Origin of the sequence: Bradyrhizobium diazoefficiens (assembly GCF_016616235.1) — a bacterium.
Classification (GTDB): Bacteria; Pseudomonadota; Alphaproteobacteria; order Rhizobiales; family Xanthobacteraceae; genus Bradyrhizobium; species Bradyrhizobium diazoefficiens_H.
This window is the reverse complement of record NZ_CP067100.1, coordinates 7,465,287-7,478,937: the sequence shown is the minus strand read 5'-3', so window position 1 is coordinate 7,478,937 and position 13,651 is coordinate 7,465,287. Positions and strand designations below refer to the sequence as shown.

10 protein-coding genes are annotated in these 13,651 nt (G+C 64.9%); 7 read left to right on the top strand and 3 right to left on the bottom strand.

Features of this window, described 5'->3' with window-relative positions; all coding sequences use genetic code 11:
- Positions 1 to 42: 42 nt before the first annotated feature.
- From JJB99_RS35150 to JJB99_RS35140, 3 genes are all read right to left on the bottom strand, one after another.
- Positions 43 to 1,788, bottom strand: coding sequence for an ATP-binding response regulator (locus tag JJB99_RS35150; RefSeq protein ID WP_200496662.1), 1,746 nt, complete (start codon positions 1,786 to 1,788; stop codon positions 43 to 45).
- Positions 1,758 to 3,779 (bottom strand): sensor histidine kinase, encoded by a 2,022-nt coding sequence (locus JJB99_RS35145; protein ID WP_200500439.1) that lies wholly within the window; start codon positions 3,777 to 3,779, stop codon positions 1,758 to 1,760. Before JJB99_RS35145 ends, JJB99_RS35150 begins: the two co-directional genes overlap by 31 nt.
- 111 nt (positions 3,780 to 3,890) lie before the next feature.
- Positions 3,891 to 4,886, bottom strand: a complete 996-nt coding sequence (locus tag JJB99_RS35140; RefSeq protein WP_200496661.1) for a TRAP transporter substrate-binding protein — start codon at positions 4,884 to 4,886, stop codon at positions 3,891 to 3,893.
- A 222-nt stretch (positions 4,887 to 5,108) separates the two neighbouring features.
- Between JJB99_RS35140 and ugpB the strand changes: the two genes are divergently transcribed.
- From ugpB to JJB99_RS35105, 7 genes are all read left to right on the top strand, one after another.
- Positions 5,109 to 6,413 (top strand): sn-glycerol-3-phosphate ABC transporter substrate-binding protein UgpB, encoded by a 1,305-nt coding sequence (gene ugpB / locus JJB99_RS35135; RefSeq protein ID WP_200500438.1) that lies wholly within the window; start codon positions 5,109 to 5,111, stop codon positions 6,411 to 6,413.
- A gap of 186 nt (positions 6,414 to 6,599) precedes the next feature.
- Entirely contained in the window at positions 6,600 to 7,550 is a 951-nt protein-coding gene (locus tag JJB99_RS35130; RefSeq protein ID WP_200496660.1) for an aminoglycoside phosphotransferase family protein, read from the top strand.
- Between the two features lie 226 nt (positions 7,551 to 7,776).
- Positions 7,777 to 9,399, top strand: coding sequence for an ABC transporter substrate-binding protein (locus JJB99_RS35125; protein WP_200496659.1), 1,623 nt, complete (start codon positions 7,777 to 7,779; stop codon positions 9,397 to 9,399).
- 197 nt (positions 9,400 to 9,596) lie between these two features.
- On the top strand, positions 9,597 to 10,610 hold the full coding sequence (locus tag JJB99_RS35120; protein ID WP_200496658.1) for an ABC transporter permease: 1,014 nt from the start codon (positions 9,597 to 9,599) through the stop codon (positions 10,608 to 10,610).
- Between the two features lie 3 nt (positions 10,611 to 10,613).
- Positions 10,614 to 11,513: an ABC transporter permease gene (locus JJB99_RS35115; RefSeq protein WP_200496657.1), complete on the top strand. Its 900-nt coding sequence runs from the start codon at positions 10,614 to 10,616 to the stop codon at positions 11,511 to 11,513.
- Positions 11,514 to 11,607: 94 nt separating this feature from the next.
- Positions 11,608 to 13,443, top strand: a complete 1,836-nt coding sequence (locus JJB99_RS35110) for a dipeptide ABC transporter ATP-binding protein (protein ID WP_200496656.1) — start codon at positions 11,608 to 11,610, stop codon at positions 13,441 to 13,443.
- A 15-nt stretch (positions 13,444 to 13,458) separates the two neighbouring features.
- Positions 13,459 to 13,650, top strand: a complete 192-nt coding sequence (locus tag JJB99_RS35105) for a DUF4089 domain-containing protein (RefSeq protein WP_200496655.1) — start codon at positions 13,459 to 13,461, stop codon at positions 13,648 to 13,650.
- Position 13,651: the final 1 nt, after the last annotated feature.

The window sequence follows — 13,651 nt, the reverse complement described above, 5'->3', positions numbered from 1 at the left end:
TCTTCTTATTCAAGTCTTCTCATTCAGATATTGGCACTTAAATCACGGCGTCTCGGTCGCGGGCAGGGTGATTGTGAAGGTCGAGCCCTTGCCGGGGCCGTCGCTCTCGGCCGTCACCTCGCCGCCATGCATGTCGACAATACGCTTGACGATCGACAACCCAAGCCCCGTCGAGCTCTCGCCCGCGGTCGGCTTGGCGGACAGCCGCTGGAACCGGCCGAACAGGCGGCCGAGGTCTTCCGGTGACAGGCCCGCGCCCTCGTCGCTGACGCGGATGATGGTGTCGCTGCCCTCATGGCTGACGGCGACGCCGATCTTGCCGCCGATCGGCGAATATTTGATCGCGTTGCTGATGAGGTTGTCGATCGCCTCGCGAATGCGGTCGGTGTCGCACATGGTGACGATGTTGGCAGGCGCGGTGACGCTGATCGATTGCTGCTTGTTGACGGCGAGCGGCTGGTTGGCTTCGGTGACCTCCTTGACCAGGGCCGCGACGTCGACCGGCTCGCGGCGGATGGTGATGTCGAAGGCATCGGCCATTGCGTCCGAGATCAGGTGATCGACCATCGTGGTCAGCCGCTTGGTGGCGTCGCGGATGTGGTCGATCTGGGCGACCACGCCGCTTTCCGACGCGCCGGTCGAGATCAGCTCCTTCAGCATCTCGGTACGGCCGAGAATGACGCCGAGCGGGTTCTTCAAATCGTGCGCGACGGTGCCCAGAATCTCGTTCTTGAAGCCGTTGGCGCGCTGCAGCCGCAGCCATTGCGCCGACAGCCGGCGGTTGGCCTGCATCAGCGCCCGGGTGCGCTGGGCGACGCGGTCTTCCAGCTGGGAGTTGGCGTCCTGGAGCTGCTGGTAGAGGATGACGTTGTCGAACGCGATCGAGAGCCGGCTGGAGAAGATCTCGACCAGCGAGCGGTCGGTCTCGGACAGCTCGCGCTCGGCCTGGAGCAGCACCACGACCTCGCGGCCGGATCCGGTGCGCAGGTAAATCACGCTACGGTGGTCGGCGAATTCGTTCTTGCGGCGCTGGAACGCGGCTTCGACCATCTCGCGCAAATCAGGATCGAGCGCCTTCGAGGAGGTGGTGCCGATGAAGCGGCTATAGCAGCCGCTTCCCGCCAGCACCGAGAGCTCGGGATCGACGCCGCCATTGTCGCGCAGCACCAGGATGCCGGCGCAATCGACATTGAGCAGCGAGGCGAGCTGGGTCAGCACGCCCTCGGCGAGCCGCTGCATCGACTTGAAGTCGTACAGGGTCGAGGCGGCGTCAATGATGATCTCGAGTCCGCGCCTCGTCTGCAGCATGCGCTCGAGCTGCTGATAGGAGCGCAGCGCGGCGGTCAGCGAGGTGAACAGCTTGTCGGCGGTGAGCTCGGTCTTGGCCTTGTAGTCGTTGATGTCGTACTGCACGATCACGCGCCGCTCCGGCGCCTGGCCGGGCTGGCCGGTGCGCAGGATAATGCGCACCGTCTCGTTCTTGAGCTCGTTGCGGATATATTCGACCAGCTCCAGTCCGGCGACGTCGGTCTCCATGATGACGTCGAGCAGCACCGCGGCGATGTCGCTATGCGCGGCCATCAGCTTGCGGCCTTCGGCCGCGGAATGGGCGGAGAGAATCTCCAGGCCCTGGCCGTTGAGGGAATAATCCGAGAGCGCAAAACGCGTGCCGTCATGCACGGCCGGATCGTCGTCGATGACGGCGATCTTCCATTTCCGTACGTTCTGGTCCTCCGGTGCGATACCGGTGTCGTCGATCAGGTGGAGGACATCGTCCTGTTCGGCCATTGAGAAGTCCCGTCAGTCTCTGTGCTTTGCGCGCCGCCCCTGGCGACCCGCGGCATGATAATGCGAAAAGTAGTGCCTTGTCCCAGCTTGGATTCCAGCATCATCCGCCCGCCAAGCTGCTGGGTCACGAGGTTATAGACGATATGCAGGCCAAGTCCCGTGCCACCTTCGTTGCGCCGCGTGGTAAAGAATGGGTCAAAGGCCTGGCGCTGCACGTCGGGGGTCATGCCGGCGCCGTCATCGCTGAAGATGATCTCGATGTCCTCGGTGCCGCGCGGCCGCGCCGAGATCGTGATGGTGCCGGCGCGGCCGTCGGCGAAGGCATGGTTGGCGGCGTTGAGGAAGAGGTTGGTCAGGATCTGGCCGTAGGAGCCGGGATAGCCGTCGAGCAGAAGCCCCTCGGGCACGTCGACCTCGAGCGTGATCGGCGAGCGCTTCAGCACGGGCCGCAGGCTGGCGATGATCTGGTCGGTGGCTTCGCTGAGCGAGAATTGCCGCCGCTCGGCATGGGAGCGGTCGACCGCGACCTGCTTGAACGACTGGATCAGCTCGCCGGCGCGGGTGAGGTTGGCGACGAGCTGCTGCGAGGCGTCACGCGAGGACTGCACGAATTCCTCCAGCTGCGAGCGGCGCAAGCCGCCGTCACCCTTGAGCTGGGCCTCGAAGATCTCGGTGCGCCGGGCAAAGCTCGAGGCAACGGTCAGGCTGATGCCGATCGGGTTGTTGACCTCGTGGGCGACGCCGGCGACGAGGCCGCCGAGCGCGGCGAGCCGTTCGGCGTCGATCAGGTTCTGCTGGGCGGTGTTGAGCTCGAGCAGCGCGCTCTCGGCCTTTTCCTTCGACGCCCGCAGCTCGTCCTCGGTCTGGCGTTTCGCGATCGCGTTCTCGCGGAATACTTCCACCGCGCGCGCCATGGCGCCGACCTCGTCGCGGGCTTTGGTGCCCTGCACCTCGCGGTCGAGATCGCCGAGGGTGATGGCGCGCATCGCCGCCATGATCTGCTGCAGCGGCAGGCGGATCGAGAGCGCGATCAGCACGCCGGCGGTGAGGATGATGCCGAGGAAGATCACGGCGATAGAGAGGACGCGGCGAGAGATATCGGCGAGGGTCCGATCAAAAGTCTCCTGCGCTTTCTGCTCGCGCTGGCGCATCTTGGTCGAGAGGTCGTCGATGGCGCCGATCGCCTCGGCCTGGCTGGCGTCGATGGTGTTGCGCAAGAGCTCGGTGCGGTTCGTCAGCTGCTCGGAAAGTTTTGCAAAGCCCTCGCGCAGCGCCGCGGTGCGGGCCCTGAGCTTTTGCAGCGCCATCTTCTGGAGGTCGTTGTCGGCGAGGTCGATCATCACCGGAATGGTCTTCTCGATCGTCTCGGTGTTGCGGCGCGCATCGTCGGCGGCCGCCGGCGACAGCGACAGATAATAGGAGTTGGCCGCGACCAGCATCGCGGTGAAGGCCTCGCGGGACTTGCCGAGCGAGGGCCAGATCAGCGCGTCGCGATGGCCGGTGGCCCCTTCAATGATGGAATAGAGGCCGGCCATGTCCTTGGCCGGGCCCTGCACCTGCTCCTCATAGGTCCTGGCGATGGTGGCCTGCACGCTGCGCAGCTCGCCAAAACCGTTGAGGAAGCGGTCCGTGGTGCGCTCGAGCTCCTCGACCGAGCCCGACAGCATCGGGTCCTTGGCGGCGCGGCCCGTCAGCGTACCCAGCACCGCCTCGCGCAGCAGCAGGATCTCGGCGAACAGGTCCGGGCTCGGCTGGTTGATGTAGCGGTGGATCAGGTTCTGCAGCCGTCCGGTCTCGCTCTCGAGCAGCGCCAGGATCCGGTCGGACTCGCGCACCTGGCGCACGTCGTCCCAGGCGGAGCTCAGCACCTGGGCGCCGTTCCAGATCAGCCCCACCAGCACCACCACCACGGCGGAGTTCAGGGCCGCAATCGACAGGATGCGCCAGCGGATCGGTACCGCGCGAAGCAGGCCGACGAGACGCGCGCGCAGCCGCCCGGCCGGGCCGGGCGCCCGGTCTGCCCGCTCGCTGTGTCCAGGCCTGGGTCCAAGGCTGGGTCCAGGGCTCGGTCCAAGGCTATGTCCAGGTGCAGCCAACGCGGCTCACTCCACCTTGCGAATGCGTTCGATCAGCGCGGCCGCGGCGGGATCGCGGCCGGCCTTGGCGTAGATGCCGGCCATCGCGTCCTCGAACGGCTTGCGGTCGATGCCCTTGATGACGGTGATGCCGGCGGCCTCCGCCTTGCGCTGCGACTGCTCCTCGAGGTCGCGCCACTTCTCGCGCATGAAGCGGCTGGAGCGCAGCGCCGCCTCCCGGAAGATCGTCTGATCGTCCGCGGAGAGGCTCTGCCAGGCCTTGAGCGAGATCACCAGCACTTCGGGGCTCATCGTGTGTTCGGTCAGCGTGTAATAGCCGGCATATTTGTAATGGTCCGTCGTCACGAAGGATGGCCAGTTGTTTTCCGCGCCATCGATCAGACGGGTCGCAAGTCCGGTGAGCACCTGCCCGTAGGGAAGCTCGACCGGCTCGGCGCCGAGCGAGCGGATCATCTCGCTCATCAATTCGGACTGCTGCACCCGGATCCGCAATCCCTTGAGATCGGCGATGCTCCTGACCGGGCGGAGACCGTTATAGATCGACCGCGCGCCGGAATCGTAGAAGGCAAGCCCGACGAAGCCGTAGGGCTCGAAGCTGCCGAGGATCTCGTTGCCAACAGGCCCGTCCAGCACTTTCTGCATGTGCTCGATGGACCGGAACAGGAACGGCATGGCGAGCACGTTCATGGCCGGAACGAAATTGCCGATCAGCGCCACATTGGTCCGGTTGAGGTCGATCGCGCCGGCCCGGGTCTGCTCGATGGTCTCCTTTTCCTCACCGAGCTGGCGGGAGTGGAATACCTTGATCTCGTGCCGGCCATTGGTTCGCTCGGCGATCAGGGCGCCCATGTAGCGCAGCGCCTGGACGGTCGGGTAATCCTCGGTCTGGGTGTCGGCGGCGCGGAATTCGCGCGCAGCAGCGCCCGTCGCGCAGACGGCGAGCAGAAGCGCAACGAAGATCGCCCCGGTCCGCGAGAGTTCGGCACGGTTCAGCACTGGCACACTCAACCCCTCAGTGGTGGAGTCTATGGCGGGACCAAAAGGTTCAATGCAATCTAGCAGATGGTTGAGGGAAGGCCATCCCGCACCAGGCTTGCGTGATGATTGTGCGGCGCGGTCGGCGCTCATTCCCGGTTGAAACCGCAGAGGCCGGGCCTTAAGCAGGGGCGGCCGCTTTGGTCTTGCGATACGGGAAGAGCCATCGTGACTTCAGCATTGCGTCTCATGCAGGCCCTCGCCGCCTCCGCGGTCCTCACGTTCACGTCACAGGCGCAGGCGGCCACCGACATCGCGTGGTGGCACGCCATGTCCGGCGAGCTCGGCAAGCAGCTGGAAAAGCTCGCCGCCGATTTCAACGCCGCGCAATCCGATTACCGCATCGTCCCGACCTACAAGGGCAATTACACGGAGACGGTGACGGCGGCGATCTTCGCCTTCCGCTCGCGCAGCCAGCCCGCCATCGTCCAGGTCAACGAGGTCGCCACCGCGACGATGACCGCGGCCAGGGGCGCGATCTATCCGGTGTTCAGCCTGATGCGGGACATGAACGAGCCGTTCTCGCGCGACGATTACCTGCCCGCTGTCTCCGGCTACTACACCGACGCGAGCGGCAATCTGCTGTCGTTCCCGTTCAATTCCTCGACGCCGATCCTCTACTACAACAAGACCATGTTCCGCGACGCCGGCCTCGATCCGGAGACGCCGCCGAAGACCTGGCCCGAGCTCGGGCTGGCGGCCAAGCGGTTGCGCGAGCGCGGCGCGGCGTGCGGCTTCACGACGTCATGGCCGTCCTGGATCCACATCGAGAATTTCTCCGCCTTCCACAATCTGCCGCTGGCGACGCGCGCCAACGGCTTTGCCGGGCTCGATGCCGAATTGACCATCAACAACCCCGTCGTAGTCAGGCACGTCGCCCAGCTCGCCGAGTGGCAGAAGACCAAGGTGTTCGACTACAGCGGCCGCGGCCAGGCGGCCGAGCCGCGCTTCCAGAACGGCGAATGCGGCATCTTCATCGGCTCTTCGGCGACGCGCGCCGACATCAAGGCCAATTCAAAATTCGAGATCGGCTACGGCATGATGCCGTACTGGCCCGATGTGAAAGGCGCGCCGCAGAACTCGATCATCGGCGGCGCCACGCTGTGGGTGCTGCGCGACCGGCCGCGCGAGGAATACAAGGGCGTGGCGCGATTCTTCGCCTATTTGTCGCAGCCCGGCGTGCAGGCGGCCTGGCACCAGAACACCGGGTACTTGCCTGTTACCCGCGCCGCCTTTGAGCTGACGCGCGCGCAAGGCTTTTACGAGCGCAATCCGGGCACGGCGATCTCGTTCGAGGAGATCACGCTGCATCCGCCGACGGAAAATTCGAAGGGCATCAGGCTCGGCTCCTTCGTGCTGATCCGCGGCGCGATCGAAGACGAGCTGGAGCAGGCCTTTGCCGGCCACAAGATCGCGCAGGCTGCGTTGGAGGCCGCCGCCGAGCGCGGCAACAAGCTCCTGCGCCAGTTCGAGCGCGCCAGCCCGGAGCGGTAGGATGTTGCGTTTAGACATCGCTGCGACTGCGAGTGAGGTGCGCTCCCTCCCCCGCTTGCGGGGGAGGGTTGGGGAGAGGGTGTCTCCGCAATCGAGAACCCCCAAGAGGAGAGAGCCCTCACCCGCGCCTTCGGCGCGACCTCTCCCGCAAGCGGGAGAGGTGCACCGTTTGCTGGGCTTGCGCCGATGACCATCGCTCCATTGCCGGACTTCACCGACGACGAAAGCTTTCGTGCCTTTCGGAACTCGTCCGCGCAATGGCTGCCCGTCGCCATCGACATCGCGCGCAGCCATCGCCTCGATGTCGGCTCGCCACATGTGTTTGCGACCGGCACCAATCTCGTCGTGGGTCTCGGTGAAAAGTTGATCCTGAAGATATTCCCGCGGCTACTCCGCGCGCAATTCGTCTCCGAGCGTGGCTCGCTGACGCAGCTCGCGGGACGTCTTCCTCTGCCGATTCCCGAGATCGTCGCCGAAGGGGAGCGCGACGGCTGGCCCTATCTGATCATCACGCGCCTCGCCGGCACGCTAGGCTCGGAAGTCTGGCCACACCTTCCGGAGGACCAGAAGGAGCGCGTGCTGCGCCAGATCGGCAAGACCATTGCCGCCGTCCAGCGCGCGCCGCTCGGCCCGCTCGCGGAGATCGAGCCGCGCTGGGATGCGTTCATGCGCCAGCAGATGCAGGGTTGCCGCGCCAGGCACACCCGTCTCGGCCTTGCGCCGAAATTTCTGGCCGGCCTCGACGATCTCCTGCGCGATGCGGCCGAGCTGATCCCGATGGATGCGCCGCCCGTGATCCTGATCGGCGAATACATCCCGGAGAACTTTTTGCTCGCCTGTCATGACGATCAATGGTCGCTCGGCGGCCTGTTCGACTTCGGTGACGTCCGCGCCGGATGGCGCGACTATGACCTGCTCGGCCCCGGCGCGTTCATGGCGGCGGGCCGGCCGGGGCGGGTGCGCAGCCTGCTCGAAGGTTTTGGCTATGCGAAGCCGGACTACACGCTGAAGCGGCGCTTGATGGCCCTGATGCTGCTGCACCACGCCAGCGACCTCGACAGCCACATCTGCATCGAGGGCTGGCAGGAGAGGGCGGACGATCTCGTGGAGCTTCAGGATCTGATCTGGGCGGAGTGAGCGCCGCCTTCCGAATGGGCTCTACTCCTTGTCAGCTTATTATTTAGTCAATCTCGCAGCTTTGTATGCAAGCAATAGCATTGCCGCCTCTTGCAGCGTGACGCGAAAATAGGAAAAATAATTCATCATTTCAGTAGCTTGGTGCGAGGATAATGCCTCGTTAAGCCTTGGCACGAACCTTGCGAAGCCAGCTCCAACCAAAGACTTTTGTGTTGGAGCACCTGCCATGAAGCGCCGCGATTTCCTCAAGTCCGTGTCCGGATTGGCCGCAGGCGCAGCGCTTCCGGCGGTGCCGCAGGTGATCTCCTCCGCCTACGCCGACGCGCGCTCGGAGACGCTGCTGATCGTGTCGGAAGGCGGCCCAAACAATCTCGACATCCACGGCGTCGGCACCAACGTGCCCGGCTACGAGGTGTCCTGGAATTGCTACGACCGGCTGATCAGCCATGAGATGAAGAGCGGCCCCGGCGGCGTGCCGTATTACGACCGCGACAAGTTTAGGGGTGAGCTCGCCGAGGACTTTAGGCTCGACGACATGTCGGTCACCTTCAAGCTGCGCAAGAATGCCAAATTCCACGACGGCACGCCTGTCACGGCAAAAGACGTGAAATGGTCGCTCGACCGCGCCGTCAGCGTCGGCGGCTTTCCGACCTTCCAGATGAGCGCGGGCTCTCTCACCAAGCCGGAGCAGTTCGTGGTGATCGATGACCACACCGTGCGCGTCGACTTTCTGAAGAACGACAGGCTGACGATCCCTGATCTCGCGGTCATCGTGCCCTGCATCGTCAACTCGGAGCTGGTCAAGAAGAACGCCAGCGAAAAGGATCCCTGGGGTCTCGAGTTCACGAAACAGCAGACCGCAGGCTCCGGCGCCTACAAGGTGACGAAGTGGACCGCCGGCACCGAAGTGATCATGGAGCGCAACGAGGATTGGGTCTGCGGTCCGCTGCCGAAGATCAAGCGCGTGATCTGGCGCATGGTGCCGCAGGCCGGCAACCGTCGCGCGCTGCTCGAGCGCGGCGACGCCGACATCTCCTACGAATTGCCGAACAAGGACTTTCAGGAGATGAAGGCCAACGGCAAGCTCAACGTGGTGTCGCTGCCGTTCTCCAACGGCATCCAGTATATCGGCATGAACGTCACCAGGCCGCCGTTCGACAATCCGAAGGTGCGGCAGGCAGTGGCCTACGCGCTGCCCTATCAGAAGATCATGGACGCGGTGATGTTCGGCCTCGCCAACCCGATGTTCGGCGCACCCAAGGACAAGCCGACCGAAGTCGCCTGGCCGCAGCCGCACAAATACAACACCGACATGGACAAGGCGAAGGCGTTGATGGCGGAAGCCGGTTACGCCAACGGTTTCGAGACCACGATCTCGTTCGACCTCAATTTTGCCGGCGTCAACGAGCCGCTCTGCGTGCTGGTCCAGGAGAGCCTCGCGCAGATCGGCATCAAGACCACCATCAACAAGGTGCCCGGCGCCAATTGGCGCACCGAGCTGAACAAGAAGGAGATGCCGCTCTTCACCAACGTGTTCTCGGGCTGGCTCGATTACCCCGAATACTTCTTCTACTGGTGCTATCACGGCAACAATTCCGTCTTCAACACCATGAGCTACAAGTCGGCGGAGATGGACAGACTGATCGACGGCGCGCGCGTTGCAGCAGCTGCCGGCGACATGGCGGCCTACGACACCGACGTGAAAGGCTTCATCGATCTCGCCTACACCGACATCCCGCGGATTCCGCTGTACCAGCCCTTCGTCAACGTCGCGATGCAGAAGAACATCAGCGGCTACCAATACTGGTTCCACCGGAGGCTCGACTACCGCGCGATGGCGAAGGGGTGAGGGAACATGGGCGACGTGAGCACGCTCTTCAGGCTCCCTCCCCCCTTGTGGGGGAGGGTTGGGGAGAGGGGTAGCCACGAACTCAGACCTCTCCCGGAGCCACCCCCCTCCCTAGCCCTCCCCCACAAGGGGGGAGGGAACGCAGCGGTGCGTGCGGGGCGGGCGTGCTCACAGACGCAAGGCGGATGGAGCACCGCATGTTCACCATGATCGGCAAGCGGCTGATGTTCGCGATTCCCTCGTTGGTCGGGGTCGTCATCGTCACCTTCCTGCTGACGCGGGCGCTGCCCGGCGATCCTGCCGCCTACTTCGCCGGCCCCGCCGCGACCAAGGAAGCCGTCGAGCAGATCCGGAAAAAACTCGGCCTTGACAGGCCGCTGATCGAGCAGTTCTTCCGCTACACGGGCGATCTCGCCCGTGGCGATTTCGGCAACTCGCTGACCACGGGCCAGCCGGTCGCGGCCGAAATCCGCAATCGTCTGCCCGCGTCCGCCGAGCTGACGCTGCTCGGCCTGATCGTTTCGATCGTCATAGCCATCCCGCTCGGCGTTCTCGCGGCAACGCGGCCGGGATCATGGATTGATCATCTCTGTCGGGTGACGACGACAGCCGGCGTCTCGCTGCCGGTGTTCTTCACCGGCCTCGTGCTGGTCTACGTCTTCTATTTCCGGCTCGGCTGGTCGCCCGCGCCGCTCGGCCGGCTCGATGTGTTCTATAGCGCACCACCGACGGTGACCGGTTTCTATCTGATCGACACGCTGATCGCGCGAGACGTCGAGGCGTTCCGCTCGGCGCTGAGCCAGCTGATTCTGCCGGCGACGACGCTGGCGATCTTTTCGCTGGCGCCGATCGCGCGCATGACCCGCGCCTCGATGCTGGCCGTGCTCGCAAGCGAATTCGTCCGCACCGCACGCGCCAGTGGCCTGTCGCCTGCGACCGTCATCGTCACCTACGCCTTCCGCAACGCGATGCTGCCCGTCATCACCACGCTGAGTATGGTGTTCTCGTTCCTGCTCGGCGCCAACGTGCTGGTGGAAAAAGTGTTCGCCTGGCCCGGCATCGGCTCCTACGCGGTGGAGGCGCTGATCGCGTCGGACTTCGCGCCGGTGCAGGGCTTCGTGCTGACCATGGCGGTGATGTACGTGCTGCTCAATCTCGTCATCGACATTCTCTACGGCGTGATCGATCCGCGCGTGCGGCTGGAGGGCTAAATCATGAGCTCCGTTGCGCCTGCTGTTGAACCTGTCGCTCCCGCCCGCACGTCCGGGCTTGTCGCCATCCTCGACCAGACCCGCTACGTGCTCGGCGAGAACAGGGTCACCGGCTTCGCCTTCGCCCTGCTGATCATGATCCTCATTGCCGCGATCTTCGGCCCCTATGTGGTGCCATACGATCCGCTCGCATCCGACACGGCGGCCTCGTTGAAGCCGCCATCGGCCGCGCACTGGTTCGGCACCGACCAGCTCGGCCGCGACATCTTTAGCCGCGTCATCGTCGCAACCCGGCTCGACACCTTCATTGCGGTCGCCTCCGTCGCGCTGGTGTTCCTGATGGGCGGCCTCGCCGGCATCGCCGCCGGCTATTTCGGCGGCTGGACCGACCGCATCGTCGGCCGTATCGCCGACACCATCATGGCTTTCCCGCTGTTCGTGCTGGCGATGGGTATCGTCGCCGCCCTCGGCAACACCGTGCAGAACATTATTCTGGCCACGGCCATCGTGAACTTCCCGCTCTATGCCCGCGTCGCACGCGCCGAGGCCAATGTGCGCCGCAACGCCGGCTTCGTGCAGGCCGCGCGGCTTTCCGGCAACGGCGAATTTCGCATCCTCTTGGTGCACATTTTGCCGAACATCATGCCGATCATGATCGTGCAGATGTCGCTGACCATGGGCTACGCCGTCCTCAATGCCGCCGGCCTGTCCTTCATCGGCCTCGGCGTCCGCCCGCCGACCGCCGAATGGGGCATCATGGTCGCCGAAGGCGCGGGCTTCATGGTCTCAGGCGAATGGTGGATCGCGCTGTTCCCCGGCCTCGCGCTGATGATCGCCGTGTTCTGCTTCAACCTCCTCGGCGACGGCCTGCGCGATATCGTCGACCCCCAGCGGAGGACGTGATGGCCAATTGCCGTCAAAAAATCCCCAAGGATTCCAAAGCGGTCTCTACTGTGCATGGGGTTGTTTTCGACGCTTTGAGTGGCGGGAGGCCGGCATGACCGCCCAGCGCCTGCTCGACATCCACGACCTCACCGTCGAATTCACCACCCGCCGCGGCATCGTCAAAGCCGTGCAGCACGTCGACATCTCCGTGGGCAAGGGCGAGACACTCGCCATCGTCGGCGAGTCCGGCTCCGGCAAGTCGGTGACGTCCTATGCGGTGATGCGCATCCTCGACCGTGCCGGGCGGATCGCCGAGGGCTCGGTGATGTTCTCGGGCATCGACGTCAAGGCCGCGACCGAAGACCAGATGCGCGATCTGCGCGGCCGCGAAGTCTCGATGATCTTCCAGAACCCGCGCGCGGCGCTCAATCCGATCCGCAAAGTCGGCGACCAGATCGAGGACGTGCTGCGCACCCATGTCCAGCAGGCCCAGGTCGCCGACCACGGAGAGAAAGCGATCGAGGCGCTGGAGCAGGTCAAGATCGCCCGCCCCCGCGAGCGCTACCACGCCTATCCGTTCGAGCTTTCGGGGGGCATGTGCCAGCGCGTCGTCATCGCGCTTGCGCTGGCCTGCAACCCGCAGCTGCTGATGGCGGACGAGCCGACCACCGGCCTCGACGTCACCACCCAGAAGGCGGTGATGGACCTGATCGTCGAGCTGACCAGGCGGCGCGCGATGTCGACCATCCTGATCACCCACGATCTCGGCCTCGCCGCCGCCTATTGCGACCGCGTCGTGGTGATGGAGAAGGGAAGGGTGGTCGAGACCGCGAAGGCCGCCGACATCTTCGCGAGCCCGCAGCACCCCTACACGAAGAAGCTGATGCGCGCCACGCCGCGGCTTGGTGTGTCCTTGCGGGATCTGTTACCAGAGGAGGAGGGCGCTGCCTTCGCCTCTCCCCGCGCGCGGGGAGAGGCCGACGCATCCGGGAGCGCAATTGCGCTCCAGGGTGCGGCGGATGAGGGGGACTCTCCACGCACCGTGCTCGCTGAGGCGGCCCCTCACCCCAACCCTCTCCCCGTGAAGGACGGGGAAAGGGAGAAGAATCAGCAGCCTCTCCTCCTCATCGAAAAGCTCGTCAAGGAATACCCCCGTCAGGGCGCCACCGCGACGCTCGGAAAGCTATTCGGCCGCAAGCCGCCGGCGGAGCCTGACGTCTTCCGCGCCGTCGACGCCATCAGCTTCTCGATCGGCCACGGCGAAAGCGTCGGCCTCGTCGGCGAATCCGGCTGCGGCAAATCGACCACCTCGATGATGGTGATGCGGCTGCTCGACCAGACCTCCGGCCTGATCCAGTTCGACGGCGAGGCGATCTCCGGCATCGCACCTGCCGCCTTCGCCCGCCTGCCGCAGCGCAGCCGTATCCAGATGGTGTTCCAGGACCCGACCGACAGCCTCAACCCGCGCTTCACCGCCGCGCGCGCCATCGCCGATCCGATCATGCAGCTCGGCGGCATCAGAGGGCGAGACGCGCTCCGCGCCCGCTGCGAGGAACTGGCCACGATGGTCGGCCTGCCGCACGATCTGCTGGATCGCTTCCCGCACCAATTGTCGGGTGGCCAGAAGGCTCGCGTCGGCATCGCTCGCGCCGTTGCGCTGCATCCGAAACTCGTCATCCTGGACGAGCCGACCGCGGCGCTGGACGTCTCGGTCCAGGCCGTGGTCCTCAATCTGCTACAGGATCTCAAGCAGCGGCTAGGCATGAGTTATTTGTTCGTCTCGCATGATTTGAATGTGGTGCGATTGCTGTGCGATCGTGTCATTGTGATGCGGACGGGGCGGATCGTCGAAGAGGGCCCTTCCGAGCAGGTCCTCAGCGATCCCAGGGACGACTACACCAAGGAGCTGCTGACGGCGATCCCGCATCCGTCGTTGCCGGTGCACTGATTGTTTGGAAACGTGATGGCCGAGCCGCAAGACAATCATATCCACGACTATATCGACGCCGTATCGAAAGCGCTGGCGCTGCCGGTCGAGGAGGCTTGGCGGCCCGCGGTGCGTGCCAATCTGGAAGTCTCGCTGCGGCTCGGCCGCCTCGTCGACGAATTCGCGCTGCCGGACGAGACCGAGCCGGCGCCGGTCTTTACGGCCTGAT

What these genes read in the sequence shown, in the direction of transcription:
- JJB99_RS35150 (WP_200496662.1), bottom strand. Translation starts at nt 1,788, where the DNA reads ATGGCCGAACAGGACGATGTCCTCCACCTGATCGACGACACCGGTATC.
- ugpB (WP_200500438.1), top strand. Translation starts at nt 5,109, where the DNA reads ATGCAGGCCCTCGCCGCCTCCGCGGTCCTCACGTTCACGTCACAGGCG.
- JJB99_RS35130 (WP_200496660.1), top strand. Translation starts at nt 6,600, where the DNA reads ATGACCATCGCTCCATTGCCGGACTTCACCGACGACGAAAGCTTTCGT.
- JJB99_RS35125 (WP_200496659.1), top strand. Translation starts at nt 7,777, where the DNA reads ATGAAGCGCCGCGATTTCCTCAAGTCCGTGTCCGGATTGGCCGCAGGC.
- JJB99_RS35120 (WP_200496658.1), top strand. Translation starts at nt 9,597, where the DNA reads ATGTTCACCATGATCGGCAAGCGGCTGATGTTCGCGATTCCCTCGTTG.
- JJB99_RS35115 (WP_200496657.1), top strand. Translation starts at nt 10,614, where the DNA reads ATGAGCTCCGTTGCGCCTGCTGTTGAACCTGTCGCTCCCGCCCGCACG.
- JJB99_RS35110 (WP_200496656.1), top strand. Translation starts at nt 11,608, where the DNA reads ATGACCGCCCAGCGCCTGCTCGACATCCACGACCTCACCGTCGAATTC.
- JJB99_RS35105 (WP_200496655.1), top strand. Translation starts at nt 13,459, where the DNA reads ATGGCCGAGCCGCAAGACAATCATATCCACGACTATATCGACGCCGTA.